Here is a 21,955-nt window from a genome sequence, read left to right as displayed (position 1 = left end):
GGGGCCTCAGCTCTGTTGGATGAAGAGCCCTTTGGGCCGGAAGAGAAGGACGATCGCCATGAGCAGATAGATGCCCATGGAGGAGATGCCGGCACCCAGCGCGTCGGCCTCGGGCCCCTGCATGATCTGCCGCAGGAAGGCGGGCATATAGGAGCGCAGAAGCGTGTCGATGACGCCGATGATGAGGCTTGCGAAGAAGGCGCCGCGGATCGACCCCACGCCGCCGACGACGACCACGACGAAGGTGGTGATCAGGATCTGCTCGCCCATGCCGATCTGGACGGCCTGGATCGGCCCCGTGACGAACCCCGCCAATCCGGCAAGAAGCGCCCCGAGCCCGAAGACCAGCGTGTAGAGCAGGCGCACATCCACGCCCAGTGCGCGGACCATGTCGCGATTGGTGGAACCGGCCCTGACCAGCATGCCGATCCGCGTGCGGTTGATCAGCAGGTAGAGCCCGAAGGCGACGGATAGACCGAGCCCGATGATCGCCAGGCGATAGACCGGATAGACGAGCCCCGGCAGAAGCTCCACCGACCCGTTCAGGAACGCTGGCGTGGGGATGAAGAGCGGCTGCCGGCCGAAGATGATGGTCACAAGCTGGTTGGCGATCAGGATCAGGGCGAAGGTGGCCAGGACCTGGTCGAGATGGTCGCGCTGGTAAAGGCGGCGCACCACGAGGAACTCGATGGCCATGCCGGCAAGCGCGGCCACGGCAAGCGCGGCGGGAACGCCCAGGAGGAACGATCCCGTCTCCGCGACCAGATAGGTCCCCGCATAGGCGCCGATCATATAGATCGAGCCATGGGCCAGATTGATGATTCCCATGATGCCGAAAATAAGCGTCAGCCCGGCCGCCATGAGAAAGAGCATCAGGCCGAACTGCAGGCCGTTCAGCAATTGCTCGAGGAACAATGTCATCGCTTACCGCCGATACCGAAAGCGCGGAATCGGGCGGGCGGCGGACCGCCCTGCCCGGAAGCCCGCTACATCTTGCACTCGGCGGCGTAGCTGTCGCCGTGGTCCGTCAGCACGGTCCCGGTGGTCTTCAGCGTCGGCGTGCCGTCCTCGCCCTCGACAACCTCTAGCGAGAACCAGTCCTGGACGGGGTGCTGGTTCGGGCCGAACTCGAAATCACCGCGGACCGATACGAAATCCGCCTTACGCAGCGCCTCGCGGAAGGCGTCCGCATCCTCGAGACCGCCGGTCTGCTTCAAGGCCGAGGCGATCAGGCGGGCGGTGTCGTAGCCCTGGCTGGCATAATAGGTGAGCGGCCGGTCATAGGCCTCCTGCCAGGCCGCGACGAATTCGCGGTTGGCTTCGTTGTCGAAGTCCGTGTTCCAGTGGCTCGACACCTTCAGCCCCAGGGCCGCCTCGCCCACGGCCGCGAGCGTCACCCCGTCCATCGAGGGCTCTGCCACGACCATGGGGATCGTGTCCATCAGGCCGGCCTGCTGGTACTGGCGCAGGAACGCGATACCGAGGCCGCCGGGATGGAACTGGAACACGACCTCCGGCGCCGCATCGCGGATTTGCGCCATCTCGGCAGCGAAGTCGGTCTGTTCGAGCTGGGTATAGATCTCGCCGACGATCTCACCCTCGAAGAAGCGCTTGAAGCCGGCGATCGCGTCCTGGCCGGCCTGATAGTTCGGCGCCAGCACGAAGGCCGTCTTGTGGCCGAGATCGTTGGCATACTGGCCCGCGCTCTCGTGCAGGCTGTCGTTCTGCCAGGAGACGACGAAGTAGTTCTCGTGGCAGCCCCGCCCGGCGAGGTTCGACGGAGCGGCGTTCGGACTGATGTAGAAGGCGCCGTTGTCGACGATCTCCGGCACGGTCGCCCCCGCGACATTCGAGAAGACGATGCCGGTGAACAGCTCGATGCCCTCGTTGCTCATCATCCGTTCGGCGATCTGGCGGCCGCTGCCCGGGTTCAGGCTGTCATCTTCCACGAGAAGCTCGACATCGACCCCGCCGAGTTTGCCGCCTTCCATGTCGATGGCGAGCTGAAACGCGTCGCGGATGTCCTGCCCCAGATAGCCGGCCGGGCCGGACAGGGTCGTGATCATGCCGATCTTCAGCGGTTCGGCATTCACCGCCGTCGCCAGCAGCGCCAAGGCGCCGGCACTCAGAAACGATTTGAAACGCATGTTCCCCTTCCTCTTCTTCTTGGTGGCAGCTTTGCTGCCGGAAACCCGGCCGGTCAACCGGCCATCACAGCTTTACCCAGCCCTCCGGCGGCTCCTTGCCGGGATGAACGCTGCCGCAGTTCGGGCAGGTGCGCGCCGTCTCATCGGCGTAGAAGGCTTGGTAAATGGGCGGGAGGTCGCGCACAATGCTTTTGAGCGAGACCTCGACCCGCTTCACCAGTGCCTGGCAGCCGAAGCAGTACCATTCGAAGGCGTCAAGCTGGTCGGGCTGGCGCTTCGGCTCGATGACGAGGCCGACGGAACCTTCCTGCGGGCGCTGCGGCGAGTGGCGCACATGCGGCGGAAGCAGGAAGATGTCGCCCTCGCGGATCGGCACATCATAGAAATCGCCGTTGTCGACGACCTTGAGCAGCATGTCTCCCTTGAGCTGGTAGAAGAACTCCTCCACCGGGTCGTCGTGATAGTCGGTGCGCTTGTTTGGCCCGCCGACCACCGTCACCATCATGTCGGCGTCTTCCCAGATCTGCTGATTGCCCACCGGCGGCTTCAACAGATGCTTGTGTTCATCGATCCACTTGGAAAAATTGAAGGCTGCGAGTCTCCTGCCGTCAGTCATCGTGGTCCTCCATCGGCTGGGTGATGCCCTCGGCCAAGCCGGTCACAGGCTGAGGCCGCATGTTTCGAAGGCGGCACGGGTCGCCCTCTTCTCCTCCTCGGTCAAAGGCTGGAGCGGCGGCCGCACCGCGCCCCCCACCTGCCCGAGAAGATCCTGCCAGTATTTCTGGTGCGCCTGGGGCTTTTCGGCCGGACGCGTCGAGCGCAAAGCGTGGCGCACCGGCTCCAAGCTGTCACGCACGGCGCGCGCCTTCCCGGCTTCGCCGGCGAACGCCAGATCGGTGTATTCACGCATGCGCAGATCGTTTTTCGTCTGCAGGAGGTAAGGAGGCGAGGAGCACAGATAGAGCTGCCAGCCAAGCTCCAGGATGTTGTCCAGCCACTCCTCCTCCGACGCGGTGCTGACGAGAATGCGGTCGCCGGCAAGCCGCGTCAGCTCGGCATACATCTCGCGCGGCACGCTGTACTTGATCGCCACGACGTTCTCGATATCGGCGAGACGGTTGCACAATTCGGGGCTCATCAGATAACCGCTGTCGGGATGGCTCCAGAGCGCGATGCCGATGTCCACCTTTTCGGCGATGGTGCGGTAGTAGTTATAAAGCGTCTCGTCGTGTGCCTTGAAGAAGTGCAGAACCGGCGCGTGCACGACGATATAATCCGCGCCCACCTTCTGCGCGTGGCGGGCGAGTTCGAGGACCACATCCATGTTCTGGTCCGAGCAGGACATGATGGTGGCCGCCCGCCCGGCGCACGCCTCCACCGCGATTTCGAAGCTGCGCTTGCGCTCCTCGACCGACATGGAGAAGAACTCGCCCTGCTTGCCGGCGACGAAGAAGCCGTCAATCCTCAGATCTTCGATCCAATGGTCGATGTTGCGGCGAAATCCGTCCTCGTCGACGGCGAGATCATCGGTGAACGGCGTCAGGGCGGCCGCCCAGATCCCCTTCATGTGCTGCCGTGCGTAGGTCTTGGCGTCGTTCTTGCTGTACTTCATCGTCTATCCCCCGGACGAGGCGCTTCGCCTTGTTGGAGAACGCGCCATATCTTTTCGCTGGTCAGCGGCATCTGCAGGTCGCACGGGCCGAGGGGCGCAAGCGCGTCGCGTACGGCGTTGTAAAGGGCCGCCGGCACGCCGATGCAGCCGGCCTCGCCCACACCCTTTGCGCCCAGCGGATTGGTGCGCGCCGGTGTCTCCAGCTTGTCGATCTCGATCGATGCCGGCATGTCGCCGGCGCGCGGCAGCGCGTAATCCATGAACGAGCCGGTCAGAAGCTGCCCGTCGCCGTCGTAGACGATGCGCTCCATCAGCGCCTCGCCAAGACCCTGCGCCAGCCCGCCAACGAGTTGTCCGTGAACCATCAGCGGATTGACGACCACGCCCGCGTCGTCCACCCAGAAGAACTTTTCGATCTTCGGCGTTCCGGTTTCGCGGTCGATCGCCACCACGGCGAGACAAATGCCGCTGCTCCAGGCCTCGCCGTCGGCGTGGTAGACGACCGATTCCGTCAGCGCGGCTTCTTCGATGCCGCCCGAGGGGGCGGAGAGCGCATGGCGTGCGACATCCGCCCATGAAAGGGTCACAGAGGTGTCTTTCGAGGTGATCGCTCCTTCCCCGAAACGCAGCGCTTCCTCGGCGCAGCCGATCAGCCCGGCAGCGACCTCCGCCACCTGACGGCGCAATGCCTGGCAGGCGCGCAGTATGGCGCTGCCCCCGATGGCGGTGCTGCGGCTGGCCAGCGCGCCGACACCGCTCGAAAGCTGGTCGGTATCGCCGTGGCGGATCGCCACCTGTTCCAGCGGGACGGAGAGCGTCTCGGCCACGATCTGCGCGAAAGCGGTTTCACGCCCCTGCCCCTGAACGCTGGAGCCGGTCGAGGCGACGATGCGCCCGTCGCGCCGTAAGGTCACCGAGGCGCTTTCCCAGCCCTGGCCGCACGGCTCGACATAAAGTCCCACTCCCATTCCCACCACCGCGCCTGCCGTGCGCCGGCGCGCCACCTCCGCGCGAAGACCGTCGTAATCGGCCATGGTGGCGAGCTTGTCGATCAGGCCGCCATAATCGCCGGAGTCCAGCGTTTCGCCCGTCGGGGTGCGGTAGGGAAAGGCTTGCGTGTCGATCACGTTGCGGCGGCGCAACTCCAACGGATCGAGCGCCAGTTCGCGGGCCGCCGCCTCGACGAGGCGCTCCATCAGCATCGCCGCTTCCGGCCGGCCGGCACCGCGGTAGATCCCCACCGCCGGCCCGTTCGTCATCCGCCCCTGCGCCGAGACATCGACCGCGCCGACCCGGTAGGGACCCGGCAGGATGCGCGCCGCGTTGCGCATCGGCACGACCGCGCTGTAGGGCATCCAGTGCCCGTGCGGAAACTCCATTCTTGCCCGCAAGGCAAGCATCCGTCCGTCGCACGACAGGGCAAGTTCGCCGTGGGTTCTTGCACCACGGCCCTGCGTTGCCGAAAGCAGATCGTCGCCGCGTGTCGAGCACCATTTGACGGGCCCGGCGAGTTCGCGTGCCGCCCAGGCCACCACCACGTCCTCGGGATAGATGGACGCCTTGCCGCCGAACGCGCCGCCCACATCGGGGGCGATCACCCGCACCTGCGCCATCGAAAGTTCGAGAATGCGCGCCAGATCCTCGCGCGCACGATAAGGCGTCTGGGTGGAAAGCCACGCCGTAAGATGCCCGTTCCGCCAGTCCGCCAGGGCCGCGCGCGGCTCCAGCGCGGCCGGCGAGACCAGCGCATGTTCCACCGTGGCGGAGACCACGCAGGCCGCATCGGCAAACGCGGCATCGACGTCGCCGTGGCTAATGTTGAGGGAACTCACCGCCGCGGTATTCTCCTCCTCGCCGCTCGGCGGCTCGACCTCGACCACCACGCATTGCGCAGCGTCCCGCGCAGCGGCGGGCGAGGTGGCGACCACGGCCGCAACCGCCTGGCCGGCCGCCTGCACCATGTCGCGCGCCAGAGGCTCGAGGGGCCTCACATCCACGTCCGGAACGAGAAGATTGACCGCTGCCGTGCCGAGCGCCCCCAGATCCCCCGCGGTGAAAACTGCGACGACCCCGTCGCAGGCGCGCGCCGCTTCGGCATCTATCGCCGTCAGCCGCCCGCGGGCATCGACGCTGCGGACGAATTCCAGGTGGAGACAGCCTTCCGGCGTGAGATCGTCGACATAGCGGCCGCCGCCGGTGAGGATACGGGCATCCTCGCGGCGCCGAACGCTGCGGCCAACCGGACCGCGCCCCTTCACCGCCTCGAATCGTCCCACTGCGTTCAAGCTCCCCCTCCATTCGACGCTGCATAGCAGTCAGGGGAAGGAAGCACTCGCACGATCTATATGACAATCCTCCTTTATTTTATATATTGATAGGTTCAGAATATGAATTGGCTATGCGCATCACGCTCAAGCAGATCGAGAACTTTCTCGCCGTCGCCGAGCTCGGCAACTTCTCGCGCGCCGCGCGGCGGCAGCACATGGCACAGCCAGCACTCTCGCAATCGGTGAAGGATCTAGAAGCGGAACTCGGGGTGCGCCTGTTCGACCGCACCACGCGCCGTGTCGAACTCACCGATGCGGGCCGGGAGTTCCGGACCTCCTCGATGAAGGCGTTGGAGGAGCTCGAACACGCCGTCCAGAATGCCCAGGACATCCTCGAGCGCCGTCGCGGCCGCATCCGCGTGGCGGCGCCGCCGCTCCTGGCGGCAGCCGTCCTGCCCCTTGCCATGGCCGAATTCCGCGCCCGTTTTCCGGGCGTGGCCGTCGAACTGATCGACGTGGGAACGAATGAGATCGTGGAAAGCGTGCGGACGGGAAAGGCCGACTGCGGGCTGGGAACGTTCCCCCCGGGGCAGGACGGCGTCGAGCGCATCGGACTGATCCGCGACAACCTGATGCTGTTCTGCGCCTATGACAATCCCTTTGCCGCCGCCTCGACGGTCCGCTGGCGCGATCTGGACGGCCACCCGCTCATTACGCTGACCCGCGAAAGCGGCATCCGCCTTCTTGTCGAGATCGGCTACGAGAACGCGCAGATCGCGCTCAAACCCCTCTACGAGGTCTCCCACATCACGACCGCGCTGGCATTGGTCGAGGCCGGGCTGGGCGTCTCGGTTCTGCCCACCTATGCCCTTTCGGCCGCCCGCCAGCACAAGGTCCTCGGCAAGCCGCTGGTGGAACCCGGTATCTCGCGCGAGGTCTCCTTCATACACGCAAGCGGACGTTCCGTATCGCCGGCCGTCGCCGCCTTCTCCGGCGTCGTCAGGCTTTACGCCCAAAAGCTCGTGCCGCGCGAGACCAACTGATGCGTGCTGCGGTCGGACGCGATCCTCAGGCAGCGCCGTCGCGGATCAATCCCACCAGACGCTCGAAAAGAACGCTCTTCTCGTCGGCAAGGTCTAAGATGACATCGAAGTGGTTGCGGCCGGGAATCGCAAGCAGGGAACCGTCGAAGCCCTTTTCCTGCCAAAGGCCGTGATACGTCTCCGACTGCCGGGCAAAGCCGGCCGGCTCCCCCTCGGCATAGGCGACCACAATCGGACAGCCGATGGACGGCAGGTTTTCGGCGGGGCTCAAGCGTGTCACCTCTTCTTCGGACAGGCTGATCCATTCCTGCACGAAGGAGCGGGCGATTGGCGCGAGGTGGAACAGACCGCTGACCGGGAACGCCCCTTTGACGAGGTCGCCCGGTACGCCGAAATCGTCGTGCCACCCGCCCGAAAGGATCGTGCCCGTCAGGTGACCGCCGGCGGAACTGCCGCCCACGAAAATGCGGGAAGGATCGATGCCATAAGCCGCTCCCTCGCGGTGGAGAAAGGCGGCGGCGGCACGGACCTCCCGCACAATCTCCGTCAGCCCGACCGCCGGGGCGAGGCGGTAGTCGACCACGGCCGTCGCGATTCCCTGGCGTGCCAGGGCCGGCGCCATGAAGGCCGAATCCTCTTTGGACAGGGCGCGCCAATAGCCTCCGTGGATGAACAGGAAGACGGGTCGCGGCTCTCCGCCGATCCCGTAGAGATCGATGGTCTGGCTGCTGAACTGGTCATAGACCAGGTCCGTGACCCCCGCCGCCCTTTCGCGCGCGGTCTCGGACAGGGCGCGATAGCGCCGCATGGCGTCCTCGAAGACATCCGGCTCCACCGAGGCGCGCGCGTTATAGTCGCGGTCGAGAACCTCTCGCGGCCAGTGCGCTTCTTCCGCCAGATCCATGCTGTTTTCCCCGCCTGCCGTCTCTCGTTGTCCTGTGCGCCGCACGGAACCAATCGACCGCTCCGCCACGCGCGGTTGCGAGACATAGTCGGCAATAGAACGGATGCCAAGCCTGCTTGCCGAAACCCCGACCGGACCCGGCGTCATGATCCCGTGCCGGCACTGCCGTTGGAGCGCTCGCCGCACCCGGCCTTCCGTACCCGCGCGATCATGTCGACTTCCTCCGATGTGAAGGTCAGGGAGAAACGCTGGCTGGCCTTCGCCGTGTAGATATCCTTCGCGACGACGGTCACGACGACGCCCCCCTCGGGAGATTCCACCAGGTTCTCCATTTCGAGAAGGTGGTCAAACAGCAGCTTGGGCTCCCCCTCCCGCTTGCCCGGCCGCACCGACAATTTCATAGCCGCACCCATGCAACGTTGTTCCACGTGCACGGTGCAATTCTTGTTCCGGACCGGATCGTTCGATTTTGGCTCAAATTGCGGCAGCGCGAGGAAGGTCTGTCCTGAAACGGGACAGCCTGGCACAGTCATGGCGGTCAGCGGGCCGGCCGCTCGGCGGCGAGTTCGTCGATGATGGGACAATCGGGGCGGTTGTCGCCGTGGCAGTTGTCGACCAGATGGCGCAGCGCATCGCGCAGGCTGATCAGTTCGGCGATCTTGCGCTCCATGTCCTCGAGCCTCGCCTTGGCGATCGCCTTCACGTCGGCACTTTCGCGCTCCCTGTCGTTGTAGAGCGACAGAAGCTGCCGGCACTCCTCCACTGTGAATCCGAGGCTGCGCGCACGCTGGAGAAAGCGCAGGCGATGAACGTCCGCCACCGAGTAGTTGCGATATCCATTCTCTGCGCGATCCGGCTGCAAGAGGCCGATATCCTCGTAATAGCGGATGGTCTTCGCCGGGAGCCCGGAACTCTGTGCAACGCTGCCGATGTTCATTGCCGCCTCCGATGCTGTGTCATGTTCGAACGATATAGGACATTGCGCAGCGCGTTGCCCCTCACCTCAGCGCGATCGACCTGAGCCGCAGCGCGTTGCCGATCACCGAGACCGAGGACAGGCTCATCGCAGCCGCCGCGATCATCGGCGACAGCAGCACACCGAAGACCGGATAAAGAATGCCCGCGGCGATCGGCACGCCGAGCGTGTTGTAGACAAAGGCGAAGAAGAGGTTCTGCTTGATGTTGCGGATCGTCGCCCGGGCGAGCAGGCGCGCCCGCACGATCCCGTCGAGATCGCCCTTCACCAGGGTGATCCCGGCGCTTTCCACCGCCACATCGGCGCCCGTGCCCATGGCGATGCCGACATCGGCCGCTGCGAGTGCCGGCGCATCGTTCACGCCGTCGCCGGCCATGGCGACACGCGCACCCCTGGCATGCAACTCGTCGATCAGCGTCTTCTTGCTCTCCGGCAGCATGTCGGCGCGCACCTCGTCGATGCCGAGCGCACTTGCCACGGCCTGCGCGGTGCGCGCATTGTCGCCGGTCGCCATGATGATCCTGAGACCGCTTTCGTGCAGCGTGCGGATCGCCTCGGCCGTCGTCTCCTTCACCGGATCGGAAACGGCAATAATGCCCGCCGGCTTTCCGTCCGCGGCCACCAGCATCGCGGTCTTGCCTTCTGCGCGCAGGGCATCGGCGCGCGCGGACAGCGCCTCGAAATCAACGCCGAGATCCGCCATCATCGCGGCATTGCCGAGCGCCACGGATCGTCCGGACACCGTGCCGGAAACCCCCTTGCCGGTGGCCGCCTCGAAATCGCTGGTATCGGTCAGCGAAACGCCGCGTCCCAGCGCGCCCTCGACGATCGCTTCGGCAAGCGGGTGCTCCGACCCGCGCTCAAGGCTGGCGGCGAGCTTCAGGAGTACGTCCTCGCTGATACCCTCGGCGGGCACGACATCGGTCAGCCGCGGCTTGCCTTCGGTCAGCGTCCCTGTCTTGTCGACGATCAGCGTGTCCACCCGGGCAAAGCGTTCCAGCGCCTCGGCGTCCTTGATGAGCACACCGGCCTGCGCCCCGCGCCCGGTCGCCGTCATGATCGACATGGGCGTTGCCAGCCCCAGCGCGCAGGGGCAGGCGATGATGAGCACGGACACCGCCGAGACGATGGCGAAGACCATGCTCGGCGCCGGCCCGAAGATCGCCCAAACGACGAAGGCGATGATCGCGACCAGTACCACCGCCGGCACGAAATAGGAGGCGACCTTGTCCGCCAGCCCCTGGATCGGCGCGCGCGAGCGCTGCGCCTTGGCGACCATCTCGACGATCTGCGACAGCATCGTGTCCTTGCCCACCCGCTCGGCCCGCATGACGAGAGAGCCGTTCTTGTTGAGCGTGCCGCCGGTGAGCGCGTCGCCCTCCGTCTTCTCGACCGGCACGGGCTCGCCCGTGATCATGGATTCGTCCACCGAGGAGCGGCCCTCGAGCACCATGCCATCGACGGGCACGCTGTCGCCCGGCCGCACGCGCAACCTGTCACCTTCCTGCACCTCTTCGAGCGGCACATCCGCCTCCGAGCCGTCTTCGGAAAGCCTGCGCGCCGTCTTCGGCGCCAGGTCGAGCAGCGCCCGGATCGCCGAGCCGGTGCGCTCGCGCGCCCTCAATTCCAGCACCTGTCCGAGGAAGACCAGCGCGACGATGACCGCCGCCGCCTCGAAATAGACCGGCACCATGCCGCCATGGGTGCGGAACTGCTGCGGGAAGGCGCCGGGGAACAGGGTCGCGATCACGCTGTAGACGTAGGCGGTGCCGACGCCGATGGCGATCAGCGTCCACATGTTCGGGCTGCGGTTGACGATCGAATCGTAGCCGCGGCGGAAGAAGGGCGCGGCCGCCCACAGCACCACGGGGGTGGCCAGCGCAAGCTCGATCCAGATCGCCGAGCGCTCGCCGATCCATTCGCGGATCTGCAGCCCGATCATCGAGCCCATGGTGAGCAGGAGCAGCGGGATCGAAAGCACTGCGCTCACCCACAGCCGGCGGGTGAAGTCGATCAGTTCCGGGTTCGGCCCCTCCCCTCCCGTGGGCACGCCCATCGGCTCCAGCGCCATGCCGCAGATCGGGCAGGAACCGGGCTTGTCGCGGATGATCTCGGGATGCATCGGGCAGGTGTACTGGACGCCCGCCACCGCCTCGACCGGCGGCCGCGGCGCCAGATATTTTTCGGGCTCGCCCTCGAACTTCCTCTGGCATCCGGCCGAGCAGAAATAGAAAGCCTCGCCCTCGCGGCGGGTAAAGTGCCGCGCGGTGGCGCGGTCGACCTTCATCCCGCAGACCGGATCGGTGGCCTCGATATAGCTGCCCGGGTCCTTCACGAACTTCTCGCGGCAGGACTCGCTGCAGAAGTGAAACGTCCTGCCCTCGTGCTGTGCCGTCGGCTTGCCGGCCTCGGGATCCACCGTCATGCCGCAGACCGGATCGCGCGTCACGACCTCCGCGCCCGGCGCGGCATGGCCGTGCTCGTGACAGACATGTTTCTTGTTGCCGTTATCGTGCGATCCGTGGTCGTGTTTCATGCCGATGCTCCTTGTCCACGGAAAGCTCGTAATCCTTCCAGTTACTGGAAGGTCAAGCCGAAAACCCGTTTGCCGTCCACGGCGCGCGAACCTCGGCCGACTTCGGGCTATATAAGACTCTCCTCCGCCACTGCATCGGGCAAGCGGCCACCGATTGCGCCGGTGACCTCATCGGCGGCAGCCCGCAGCATGCGGCCGAACTCGACGTCGCGCTCGTGCGTGACGCGCACCGACGGGCCGGAAACCGAGATCCCGGCCACGGCTTCGCCGTATTCGTTGAAGATCGGCGCGGCCACGCAGCGCATGCCGCGCGTGTGCTCCTCGTCGTCGACCGAGAAGCCGCGCGCGCGGATGCCCGCCAACTCGCCCTCCATCGCCTCCCGCCCCGTGATGGTCTTCTCGGTGAAGGCCGCGAAGGGGTAGGCGTTCAAAATCGCCTCGATCCGCTCCGGCCGCTGGAAAGCGAGCACCGCCTTGCCGATGCCCGATGCATGTACCGGCCCCCTCGTGCCCGGCCGGAAGAACGCACGGATCAGTTCATGCGTCTCGACCTGCGACAGGAAGACTACCTCGCGCCCGTCGACGATGGCGATATTCGCCGTCTCGCCGGTGGCCAGCATGATGCGCTGCATCACGGGCCGGCTCTGCTCGACAATCTTGGTGCGCCGCAGATAGCCGGTGCCGATGCGGTAGGCTTCGATCCCGACATGCCAGAGCTGTTCCGACTCGTCGAACTCGACCACGCGGTGCGCCTCGAGCGTGATCAGGATGCGATAGACCGTCGGCGCCGCCTCCCCGGCCTCGGCCGCGATCTCTGTGAGCGACATGCCGCTTCCCGTCGCCACCACCCTCAGCACCTCGACGGCCCGGTCCAGCGCCCTGATGCGCGTGGCAAGCCCGCTGTCGTGAAAGGACCGGGGCCGCCCCCGCGCGCGTCCTGATTTGGTCATAACCGCTCCACCCATTTTCCGGCATGCGAAAAACTCGCGATCGCCTCTTCGCCAAAGGGTTACCGCGTTTTTCGAAGGAAATGAAATAGTTTTTCAAAAAAATTGCCTTCGTGCTTCCCGAAGACTATTCTGCTTAGGAAGTGCGGCGATAAGGAAGAGACGATGCATACACAGAATCCGGTCTTCATTCCGGGCCCGACCAACATCCCCGAGCGGCTCCGCCGCGCCGTCGACTACCCCACGATCGACCATCGCTCCGCCGTCTTCGGGCAGATGCTGAAACCCGCGCGCGAGGGCGTGAAACGCATCCTCAAGACCGAAAAGGGCGAGGTCCTGCTTTTTCCTGCCACGGGAACGGGCGCATGGGAAGCTGCGGTGACCAACACGCTGTCGCCCGGCGACAAGGTTCTGGCCGCCTGTCACGGCATGTTCTCGCGTCGCTGGATCGACCTGTGCCGCGGCCACAAGCTGAACGTCGAGGTGATCGACCGGCCCTGGGGCGAAGGCGCACCGGCCGATGCGTTCGAAAAAGTGCTTTCAGCCGATACCGGACACAAGATCAAGGCGGTCCTCGTCACCCACAACGAGACCGCCACGGGCGTGCGCTCCGACGTGCGTGCCGTCCGCCACGCGCTCGACGCCGCAGGCCACCCCGCCCTCCTTCTCGTCGACGGCGTCTCTTCCATCGCCTCGATGGATTTTCGCATGGACGAGTGGGGCGTTGACATCGCCGTCACCGGCTCGCAAAAGGGCTTCATGCTGCCGCCCGGCCTGGCGATCCTGGGCTTGAGCCCGAAGGCACTGGCGGCGGTTGACAAGGCGGAATGCGCGCGCGCCTATTTCGATTTCCGTGCGATGCTGAAAGCGAGCGACGCCGGCGGCTTTCCCTACACGCCTCCCGTCGGCCTCATCCGCGGCCTGACGGAGGCGGTCGAGATGCTGGAGGAGGAAGGGCTGGAAAAGGTCTTCGCGCGCCATCGCCGCCTCGCCGAGGGCGTTCGCCGGGCGGCAGCGGCATGGGAACTGCCGCTCTGTGCGGCCGACCCGTCGCTCTATTCCGATACCGTCACCACGATCCGCGTGCCGGAAGGCTTTGACGGGACGGAGGTCGTCACCCTCGCCGCCGACAAATACCACACCGCCTTCGGCGTCGGCCTGGGCGACGTCGCCGGCAAGGTCTTCCGCATCGGACATCTGGGTGCGATGACGGATGTGATGGCGCTCGCCGGCATCGCCACGGCGGAAATGGCCATGGCCGACCTCGGCATCCCCGTCCGCCTCGGCGCCGGCGTCGCAGCCGCCCAGGATTACTACCGCAACAGCGCCGTGCCGCACGGCGCCGATCACCCCGTCTGGAAGGCAGCATGACGACAATGTTGATCCCGTCCTATGAGGATGTACTGGCCGCGCAGGAGCGCATCGGCCCCTACATCCACCAGACCCCGGTGCTGACGTCGGAGTTCCTGAACCGGCGCACCGGCGCGCAACTCTTCTTCAAGTGCGAGAACTTCCAGAAAGCCGGCGCCTTCAAGGCGCGTGGCGCATCGAACGCCGTCTTCGGGCTCTCGGACGCGCTCGCCGAAAAGGGCGTGGCCACCCATTCTTCGGGCAACCACGCGCTCTCGCTCAGCTACGCCGCCTCCCGCCGCGGCGTGCCCGTGACCGTGGTCATGCCGCACACCGCGCCCGAGGCGAAGAAGGCGGCCGTGCGCGGCTATGGCGGCAAGATCGTGGAATGCGAGCCCTCGACCTCCTCGCGCGAGGCGGTGTTCGCCGAGGTGGTGGCGGAGACGGGTGCGGACTTCGTCCACCCCTACAACGATCCGCGCGTGATCGCCGGCCAGGCGACCTGCTCGAAGGAACTGGTCGAGGAGGTCGGCCCGCTCGATGCCGTCATTGCCCCGATCGGCGGCGGCGGAATGGTGTCAGGCTGCTGCCTGACGCTTTCCAACATCGCTCCGGAGACGAAGATCTACGCCGCCGAGCCGGCCAATGCGGATGATGCCTGCCGCTCGCTGAAGGCGGGCCACATCATCGCCGACGATGCGCCGCAGACGGTGGCCGACGGGCTCAAGGTCCCGCTCAAGGATCTCACCTGGCACTTCGTCTCGCGCCACGTGAGCGACATCTTCACGGCCACGGAAGAGGAAATCGTCGACGCCATGCGCCTCATCTGGCAGCGCATGAAGATCGTCATGGAGCCTTCCAGCGCCGTGCCGCTGGCGACCATCCTGAAGAACCCCGGCACCTTCGCAGGCAAGCGTGTCGGCGTCATCATCACCGGCGGCAATGTCGATCTCGACAAACTGCCCTGGCTCAAGAGCTAACCAGAGGGAAGCCCCATGAACACGCAACCCAAGATCACCGACTTCGAAGTCGGCTACGACATTCCCGCCGCGATCGGCATGGACGAAAGCGAGATCCAGACCCCCTGCCTGGTGGTCGATCTCGACGCACTGGACCGCAACATAGACCGCATGCAGCACTTCGCCAACGCCATGGGCGTGCGTCTGCGCGTGCACGGCAAGATGCACAAATCCGCCGACATCGCCCTCTTGCAGATCGAGAAGGGCGCGGTCGGCATCTGCTGCCAGAAGGTGAGCGAGGCGGAAAGCTTCGCCCGCGCCGGCGTGAAGGATATCCTCGTTTCCAACCAGGTCCGCGACCCGGCCAAGATCGACCGCCTGGCGCGGCTGCCCAAGCTCGGCGCCCGCACCATCGTGTGCATCGACGACAAGGACAACATCGCCGACCTGTCGGAAGCCGCCGCCCGCCACGGCACCGAAATCGAAGTCCTGGTCGAGATCGACTGCGGCGCCGGACGCTGCGGCGTGGCTGCGGGCGAGCCCGTGGTGGAACTTGCCAAGGCAGTCGAGGCAGCGCCCAACCTCACCTTCTCCGGCCTGCAGGCCTATCAGGGCGCCGCCCAGCACGTCCATTCCTTCGAGGAGCGCAAGGCCAAGATCGACGCCGCCATCGACATGGTGCGCAAGACCGTCGACATGCTGAAGGCGGAGGGCCTCGAATGCGCCATCGTCGGCGGCGCCGGCACCGGCAGCTACTATTTCGAGGGCAATTCCGGCGTCTACAACGAGATGCAGTGCGGCTCCTATGCCTTCATGGACGCCGACTACCAGCGCGTGCTCGACAAGGATGGCAAGCCGATCAGCGAGTTCGAGAACGCACTTTTCATCCTCACCTCGGTGATGAGCCACGCCAAGCCGGACAAGGCCATCTGCGACGCCGGACTGAAGGCGCAATCAGTGGATTCGGGCCTGCCGGTGATCTTCGGCCGCGACGACGTGAAGTACATCAAGTGTTCCGACGAGCACGGCGTCATCGAGGATCCGAACGGCGTCCTGAAGCCCAACGAGAAGCTGAAGCTCGTTCCCGGCCATATCGATCCGACCTGCAACGTGCACGACTGGTATGTCGGCGTGCGCGGCGGCAAGGTGGAAGCACTGTGGCCCGTCACGGCGCGGGGTAAGGCGTACTGATGCCGAAGCTCGCGATCGTTCCCGAAGCGCTCTGCCCCGAGCTCGTGGATGAGGATGCGGCCTTCGAGGCCGTGTCCAAGGCCTTTGCCGCCATGGCCGAGGACAAGGCGTCCAATTTCCCGGTCGTGCGCGAGGCGATCGGGCATGCCGACGCGCTCTACGGCTTCAAGGGGGGCTTCGACCGCGCCGGCATGACGCTCGGGGTGAAGGCCGGCGGCTACTGGCCGCACAACATCGACAGGGGCGTTACCAATCACCAGTCGACGGTCTTCCTGTTCGATCCCGATACCGGTCAGCCGTCGGCGCTGGTGGGCGGCAATTATCTGACCGCCGTGCGTACGGCGGCGGCGGCCGCCGTCTCGATCCGCCATCTGGCCCGCGAGGATTCGAGGGTGCTTGGCATGATCGGCGCCGGCCACCAGTCGGCCTTCCAGATGCGCGCGGCGGTGCGTCAGCGGCATTTCGAAAAGGTCGTGGCCTGGAATCCGCACCCGGAGATGCTGCCCCGCCTCGCCGAAACGGCGAAAGAGCTGGACCTGCCCTTCGAAGCCGTGGAACTGGACCAACTGGGGGCCGAGGCCGACGTGATCATCACCATCACCTCGAGCTTCGCGCCGACCCTTCTGGCGGAACATGTCCGTCCCGGCACGCATATCGCCTGCATGGGCACCGACACCAAGGGCAAGCAGGAGGTCGAGCCGGCGCTCTTCAAGGCCGCCTCCGTCTTCACCGACGAGGTCGACCAGTCCGTCACCATCGGCGAGGCGCAGCACGCGATCGCCGAGGGTCTGGTGGACCGGGCGGCCATCACGCCCATCGGCGCCGTCATCGCCGGCCTCCATCCGGGCCGTACCAGCCGGGACGAAATCACGGTCTTCGACGGAACGGGCGTTGCCCTGCAGGACCTCGCCGTGGCGGCCGTGGCCGTCGCGCGCGCCCGGGAAAGGGGCGTGGCGCAGGAAATCGAGCTGTAAGAGGGCACACCTGACCGACATGCGGCGGGCCTTCCGCCCGCCGCATCACAGCGGGAGCAATCCGAAGCCGAACAGAAGTAGCGCGAAGATCGCCACCGCGACGAAAATCGACATCCTCAGGTCCATCGCACGAACCTCCGGAAAGCGCCTTCGCGCGCAGAACGGGCGCGAACAGGACACCCGACCGCCCGAGGCGGCAACGCTCCCTGTGCCGATACTACAGGAGATGAGCCAATCGGAGAAGCGGACCTCGCCCGGCGAACGCGCATCAGCTCATGTGCAATAGCGCCCAATAATTCAGGGGAACGAGCGGCCTGTCCGACCGCCTCACCACCCTCCGCAAAGCGCCTCCCAGCCCCGGCACTGGATATTCCCGGCCATCTTAAGCTATTATGACGGCGGCCGCCCGAGAGATCCGAGATTTTTGTGGGCGGCCGGGAGGACAATAGGATGGCCGCTGCCCTTGTGCTGGTCCTGGTCGTCGTGGGCTCGATACTGTTCCACTTTCTGAGCCCATGGTGGTGGACGCCTATTGCCTCGAACTGGGATTATATCGACCAGACGCTCATCATCACCTTCTGGATCACCGGCGCCGTCTTCACCGCCGTCGTCCTGTTCATGGCCTGGTGTGTCTTCCGTTTCCGCCACAAGGAAGGCGCGAAGGCGGCCTATGAACCGGAGAACAAGAAGCTGGAAACCTGGCTCACCATCGTGACCGCCGTAGGCGTGGCGGCGATGCTGGCGCCCGGTCTTTACGTGTGGTGGCAGTTCATCACCGTGCCGGACGAGGCCGGCGAGATCGAGGTCGTCGGCCAGCAATGGCAATGGAGCTATCGCCTGCCCGGCGAGGACAACAGGCTCGGCAAAGCCTCCAACCGCCTTGTCACCTTCGAGAACCCGCTCGGCATCGATCCCGACGATCCCGCGGGCCAGGATGACGTGGTGATCGTGGCAGACGCGTTGCACCTGCCCATCGAGAAGCCGGTGAAGGTTCTGTTGCGCTCGGTCGACGTGCTGCACGATTTCTACGTGCCCGAGTTCCGCGCCAAGATGGACATGGTGCCGGGCATGGTCACCTATTTCTGGTTCACCCCGACACGGACCGGCACCTTCGAGGTCCTCTGCGCGGAACTGTGCGGCACGGGCCACAGCTATATGCGCGGCACCGTCGTGGTCGACACCGAGGAAGACTATCAAGCATGGCTGCAGGAGCAGTCGACATTCGCCGCGCTTTCCGGTTCGCGGCAGGTCGGCGCGGCCGAAGGAGTGGAACCGTGAACCGGGAGGTTGCGACGTAGCAGGAAGTCCGGCGCGGCCGGAAGGAGGGAGAGAAACGATGGTCGATGCCACATCTCGCCCGGATGAAGGGATCCCGCCCGCGGAAGTTCCCGAGCTGGAGCTTTACCATCCGAAAAGCTGGTGGACGACCTATGTCTTCTCGCAGGACGCCAAGGTCATCGCCATTCAGTATTCCGGCACGGCGATAGCCATAGGTCTTGTCGCGCTGGTCCTGTCCTGGCTGATGCGGCTGCAGCTCGGCTTCCCCGGCACCTTCGACTTCATCACGCCCGAAGCCTACTACCAGTTCGTGACCATGCACGGCATGATCATGGTCATCTACCTGCTCACCGCCGTCTTCCTCGGCGGCTTCGGCAACTACCTGATCCCGCTCATGGTCGGCGCGCGGGACATGGTGTTTCCCTACGTGAACATGCTGAGCTACTGGATCTATCTGCTTGCCGTTCTCGTGCTTGCGGCAAGCTTTTTCGTGCCCGGCGGCCCGACGGGCGCGGGCTGGACGCTCTACCCGCCGCAGGCGATCCTGACCGGCACGCCGGGCGGCCAGAGTTGGGGCATCATCCTGATGCTCGTCTCGCTCATCCTGTTCATCATCGGCTTCACCATGGGCGGACTGAACTACGTGGTCACCGTGATCCAGGGCCGCACGCGCGGCATGACGCTGATGCGCATGCCGCTGACGGTCTGGGGCATCTTCACCGCCACGGTGATGGCTCTATTGGCCTTCCCGGCGCTCTTCGTCGCCTGCGTGATGATGTTGTTCGACCGGCTGCTCGGCACCTCCTTCTTCATGCCCGCACTCGTCGAGATGGGCCAGCAGCTAAGCTATGGCGGCGGCAGCCCGATCCTCTTCCAGCACCTCTTCTGGTTCTTCGGCCACCCAGAGGTCTATATCGTCGCCCTGCCCGCCTTCGGGATCGTCTCGGACCTGATCTCGACCCACGCCCGCAAGAACATCTTCGGCTACCGCATGATGGTCTGGGCGATCGTCGTTATCGGCGCGCTCTCCTTCATCGTCTGGGCGCACCACATGTATGTCTCCGGCATGCATCCCTGGTTCGGCTTCTTCTTCGCCACGACCACGCTGATCATCGCCGTGCCGACCGCGATCAAGGTCTACAACTGGGTGCTGACACTGTGGCGCGGCGATATCCATCTCACCCTGCCGATGCTGTTCGCGCTCGCCTTCATCGTCACCTTCGTCAATGGCGGCCTCACCGGGCTCTTCCTCGGCAATGTGGTGGTGGACGTGCCGCTTTCGGACACGATGTTCGTGGTCGCCCATTTCCACATGGTGATGGGGGTCGCGCCGATCCTGGTCGTCTTCGGCGCCATCTATCACTGGTACCCCAAGATCACCGGCCGCATGCTCGACGAGACAATGGGCCAGATCCATTTCTGGGTCACCTTCGTCGGCGCCTACGCGATCTTCTTTCCGATGCACTATGTCGGGCTCGTCGGCGTGCCGCGGCGCTACCCGGAGATCGGCGACACCGCCTTCATCCCGGAATCGGTGCATGACCTCAACGCCTTCATCTCCGTCACCGCCCTGATCGTCGGCGCCGCCCAGATGGTGTTCCTGTTCAACCTCATCTGGAGCCTGCGCTACGGCAGGGAGGCCGGCGGCAATCCCTGGCGCGCCACCAGTCTGGAGTGGCAGACGCCGACGACGCCGCCCCCGCACGGCAACTGGGGAGACGAGCGCCCGGTCGTCTATCGCTGGGCCTATGACTACAGCGTGCCCGGCGCGCCCGAGGATTTCATCGCCCAGAGCGATCCCTGGCCGCAGAAACCGGTGGCGGGGCGGGCATGAGCGTCATCCTCGTCTTCCTGGTGGTGGTGATCGGATTTTCCTTCTGGTGGCTCTTCCACCAGCGGATCCTGTCGAAGCCGTGGCTGGAACAGGGCGTGCATTCGGCCCTGCCCGAGACCGACGTCTCGGGCATGCCAACAGCCAAGATCGCACTCGGAATCTTCCTGGCCGTGATCGGCAGCCTCTTCGCACTCTTCGCCAGCGCCTATTTCATGCGCATGGAGTATGCGGACTGGCAGGCCCCGCCCGTGCCGCGCGTGCTCTGGCTCAATACCGGCATTCTCGTCCTCGCGAGCGTGGCGCTTTCCTGTGCCGTGCGCGCGGCGCGCGAGGCGCGCATGGACATGATGCGGCTTGCCCTTGCGGCGGCCGGCCTCGCCTCGCTGGTCTTCCTGGCCGGGCAGTTGCTCGCCTGGCGTGACCTCTCCGCCGCCGGTCACTATCTCGAAGTCAATCCCGCCAACAGCTTCTTTTACCTGCTGACCGGCATGCACGGCCTGCACATCCTGGGCGGTCTCGTCGCCCTTGGAAACGTGCTGGCAAGAGCCTGGCAAGAGGACGCAGAACCGGACCGGCTGCGCCTCGGTGTCGAGCTTTGCGCCATGTACTGGCATTTCCTGCTCTTCGTCTGGCTGGCGATCTTCGTCCTGCTTGCCGGCTGGGCGGGCGACTTCCTTGCCGTCTGCCGGCAATTGCTGACCTGAAGGGGAAAAGGATGGCCGAGACCACACTGAACGGCTTCGGGGCGAAACAGGACCGCAAGGAAGGGCTGCAGGGCGTGGCCGCCGACTGGGCGTCGGACCAGCGCGCTTTCAAGTCCGCCTCATGGGGAAAGGCCATGATGTGGATCTTCCTCCTGTCGGACACTTTCATCTTCGGCTGTTTCCTGCTCGCCTACATGACGGCGCGCATGTCGACCACAGAGCCTTGGCCGAACGCCAGCGAGGTTTTCGCCCTGCATATCGGGGGCGTTAACATGCCGCTCCTCCTCATCGCCATCATGACCTTCGTGCTCATCTCCTCGAGCGGCACCATGGCGATGGCGGTGAATTTCGCCTACCGGCGCTCCCGCGGACCGACGGTGGCCCTGCTTCTGCTGACGGCGCTCCTCGGCGCAACCTTCGTCGGCATGCAGGCCTTCGAGTGGACGAAGCTGATAACCGAAGGCGTGCGCCCATGGGGCAATCCCTGGGGTGCGCCGCAGTTCGGCGCCACCTTCTTCATGATCACCGGTTTCCACGGAACCCACGTCACCTTCGGCGTGATCTTCCTCTTCATCGTCGCCCGCAAGGTCTGGCGTGGCGACTACGAGAAAGGCACCCCGGGGTTTTTCACCAGCCGGCGCGGCGACTACGAGCATGTGGAGATCATGGGCCTCTACTGGCACTTCGTCGATCTGGTCTGGGTCTTCATTTTCGCTTTCTTCTATCTGTGGTGAGGAACGGCCATGGCTTCCCCGGCTGAACACGCACGCCCCGGCTATTCGCAGACCGCCATCGCGGAGCACGCCGAAGGACAGCAGCATCCGATCAGGCTTTATCTGATGGTCTGGTTCTGGCTGTTCGTCTTGAGCGCCTGCTCCTACCTGGTGGACTATGTCGGCTTCGAAGGCTATCTGCGCTGGAGCCTGATCCTGGTCTTCATGTTCCTCAAGGCAGGTCTGATCGTGGCGGTTTTCATGCACATGGTCTGGGAGCGCCTGGCGCTGGTCTACGCCATCCTGCTGCCGCCGGCCGCCGTGCTCGTCTTCGTCGCCATCATGGCGATCGAATCCGACTACACTGCCCTTACCCGGATGAACCTCCTCGGCGGCGGATAGCCGATGCTGGCCGAAGCCCGGGGGCATCGGCCTCATGCGTCCATGCGGTCACATGGGGCCGTCGTTCGTTACCCGGCGGCTTTTTCACTCATTTCCCGGCGTGGGCGGGAGGCGCCTC

At 65.4% G+C, this 21,955-nt stretch carries 20 protein-coding genes; 10 read left to right on the top strand and 10 right to left on the bottom strand.

Annotated features, from left to right (window positions below):
- Nucleotides 1-6: 6 nt before the first annotated feature.
- The 5 genes from SIN08_RS11475 to SIN08_RS11455 all read right to left on the bottom strand — a co-directional run bounded on the left by SIN08_RS11475 (nt 7) and on the right by SIN08_RS11455 (nt 6,035).
- Nucleotides 7-921: a branched-chain amino acid ABC transporter permease gene (locus SIN08_RS11475; RefSeq protein ID WP_322451711.1), complete on the bottom strand. Its 915-nt coding sequence runs from the start codon at nt 919-921 to the stop codon at nt 7-9.
- A 65-nt stretch (nt 922-986) separates the two neighbouring features.
- Nucleotides 987-2,147, bottom strand: a complete 1,161-nt coding sequence (locus tag SIN08_RS11470) for an ABC transporter substrate-binding protein (protein WP_322451710.1) — start codon at nt 2,145-2,147, stop codon at nt 987-989.
- A 64-nt stretch (nt 2,148-2,211) separates the two neighbouring features.
- Nucleotides 2,212-2,763 carry a 3-hydroxyanthranilate 3,4-dioxygenase gene (locus SIN08_RS11465; protein WP_322451709.1) on the bottom strand — a complete coding sequence of 184 codons (552 nt, stop codon included), beginning with the start codon at nt 2,761-2,763 and terminating at the stop codon, nt 2,212-2,214.
- Nucleotides 2,764-2,805: 42 nt separating this feature from the next.
- Entirely contained in the window at nt 2,806-3,759 is a 954-nt protein-coding gene (locus SIN08_RS11460) for a dihydrodipicolinate synthase family protein (protein WP_322451708.1), read from the bottom strand.
- Nucleotides 3,756-6,035, bottom strand: coding sequence for a xanthine dehydrogenase family protein molybdopterin-binding subunit (locus tag SIN08_RS11455; RefSeq protein WP_322452147.1), 2,280 nt, complete (start codon nt 6,033-6,035; stop codon nt 3,756-3,758). Before SIN08_RS11455 ends, SIN08_RS11460 begins: the two co-directional genes overlap by 4 nt.
- Before the next feature lie 122 nt (nt 6,036-6,157).
- Here SIN08_RS11455 and SIN08_RS11450 point away from each other — a divergent pair, with 122 nt between their 5' ends.
- Nucleotides 6,158-7,069, top strand: coding sequence for a LysR family transcriptional regulator (locus tag SIN08_RS11450; protein ID WP_322452146.1), 912 nt, complete (start codon nt 6,158-6,160; stop codon nt 7,067-7,069).
- A gap of 25 nt (nt 7,070-7,094) precedes the next feature.
- On the opposite strand, the gene SIN08_RS11445 is transcribed toward SIN08_RS11450, so the two are convergent.
- From SIN08_RS11445 to bhcR, 5 genes are all read right to left on the bottom strand, one after another.
- Nucleotides 7,095-7,973 carry an alpha/beta hydrolase gene (locus SIN08_RS11445; protein ID WP_322451707.1) on the bottom strand — a complete coding sequence of 293 codons (879 nt, stop codon included), beginning with the start codon at nt 7,971-7,973 and terminating at the stop codon, nt 7,095-7,097.
- A 143-nt stretch (nt 7,974-8,116) separates the two neighbouring features.
- Nucleotides 8,117-8,374, bottom strand: a complete 258-nt coding sequence (locus SIN08_RS11440) for a hypothetical protein (RefSeq protein ID WP_322451706.1) — start codon at nt 8,372-8,374, stop codon at nt 8,117-8,119.
- A 137-nt stretch (nt 8,375-8,511) separates the two neighbouring features.
- Nucleotides 8,512-8,910, bottom strand: coding sequence for a Cu(I)-responsive transcriptional regulator (gene cueR / locus SIN08_RS11435; RefSeq protein ID WP_322451705.1), 399 nt, complete (start codon nt 8,908-8,910; stop codon nt 8,512-8,514).
- A 61-nt stretch (nt 8,911-8,971) separates the two neighbouring features.
- Nucleotides 8,972-11,485 carry a heavy metal translocating P-type ATPase gene (locus tag SIN08_RS11430; protein WP_322451704.1) on the bottom strand — a complete coding sequence of 838 codons (2,514 nt, stop codon included), beginning with the start codon at nt 11,483-11,485 and terminating at the stop codon, nt 8,972-8,974.
- A gap of 107 nt (nt 11,486-11,592) precedes the next feature.
- Entirely contained in the window at nt 11,593-12,435 is an 843-nt protein-coding gene (gene bhcR / locus SIN08_RS11425) for an HTH-type transcriptional regulator BhcR (RefSeq protein WP_322451703.1), read from the bottom strand.
- A gap of 162 nt (nt 12,436-12,597) precedes the next feature.
- Here bhcR and bhcA point away from each other — a divergent pair, with 162 nt between their 5' ends.
- The 9 genes from bhcA to SIN08_RS11380 all read left to right on the top strand — a co-directional run bounded on the left by bhcA (nt 12,598) and on the right by SIN08_RS11380 (nt 21,837).
- Entirely contained in the window at nt 12,598-13,803 is a 1,206-nt protein-coding gene (gene bhcA, locus SIN08_RS11420; RefSeq protein WP_322451702.1) for an L-aspartate--glyoxylate aminotransferase BhcA, read from the top strand.
- A gap of 5 nt (nt 13,804-13,808) precedes the next feature.
- Nucleotides 13,809-14,762, top strand: a complete 954-nt coding sequence (bhcB, locus tag SIN08_RS11415) for a beta-hydroxyaspartate dehydratase BhcB (RefSeq protein ID WP_322452145.1) — start codon at nt 13,809-13,811, stop codon at nt 14,760-14,762.
- Nucleotides 14,763-14,777: 15 nt separating this feature from the next.
- On the top strand, nt 14,778-15,932 hold the full coding sequence (gene bhcC / locus SIN08_RS11410; RefSeq protein ID WP_322451701.1) for a 3-hydroxy-D-aspartate aldolase BhcC: 1,155 nt from the start codon (nt 14,778-14,780) through the stop codon (nt 15,930-15,932).
- On the top strand, nt 15,932-16,906 hold the full coding sequence (gene bhcD / locus SIN08_RS11405) for an iminosuccinate reductase BhcD (protein ID WP_322451700.1): 975 nt from the start codon (nt 15,932-15,934) through the stop codon (nt 16,904-16,906). Before bhcC ends, bhcD begins: the two co-directional genes overlap by 1 nt.
- A gap of 450 nt (nt 16,907-17,356) precedes the next feature.
- Nucleotides 17,357-18,184: a cytochrome c oxidase subunit II gene (coxB, locus tag SIN08_RS11400; protein ID WP_322451699.1), complete on the top strand. Its 828-nt coding sequence runs from the start codon at nt 17,357-17,359 to the stop codon at nt 18,182-18,184.
- Between the two features lie 58 nt (nt 18,185-18,242).
- Entirely contained in the window at nt 18,243-20,018 is a 1,776-nt protein-coding gene (gene ctaD / locus SIN08_RS11395; protein ID WP_322451698.1) for a cytochrome c oxidase subunit I, read from the top strand.
- Nucleotides 20,015-20,722: a cytochrome c oxidase subunit 3 gene (locus tag SIN08_RS11390; protein WP_322451697.1), complete on the top strand. Its 708-nt coding sequence runs from the start codon at nt 20,015-20,017 to the stop codon at nt 20,720-20,722. Before ctaD ends, SIN08_RS11390 begins: the two co-directional genes overlap by 4 nt.
- Nucleotides 20,723-20,733: 11 nt before the next feature.
- Nucleotides 20,734-21,456, top strand: coding sequence for a heme-copper oxidase subunit III family protein (locus SIN08_RS11385; protein ID WP_322451696.1), 723 nt, complete (start codon nt 20,734-20,736; stop codon nt 21,454-21,456).
- 9 nt (nt 21,457-21,465) lie between these two features.
- On the top strand, nt 21,466-21,837 hold the full coding sequence (locus SIN08_RS11380) for a cytochrome C oxidase subunit IV family protein (RefSeq protein ID WP_322451695.1): 372 nt from the start codon (nt 21,466-21,468) through the stop codon (nt 21,835-21,837).
- Nucleotides 21,838-21,955: the final 118 nt, after the last annotated feature.

The sequence above is a fragment of the Chelativorans sp. M5D2P16 genome, assembly GCF_034427935.1.
Taxonomy (GTDB): Bacteria; Pseudomonadota; Alphaproteobacteria; order Rhizobiales; family Rhizobiaceae; genus Chelativorans.
Note: the sequence above shows the minus strand (reverse complement) of the source record. Positions and strands in the feature narration are given on the sequence as shown.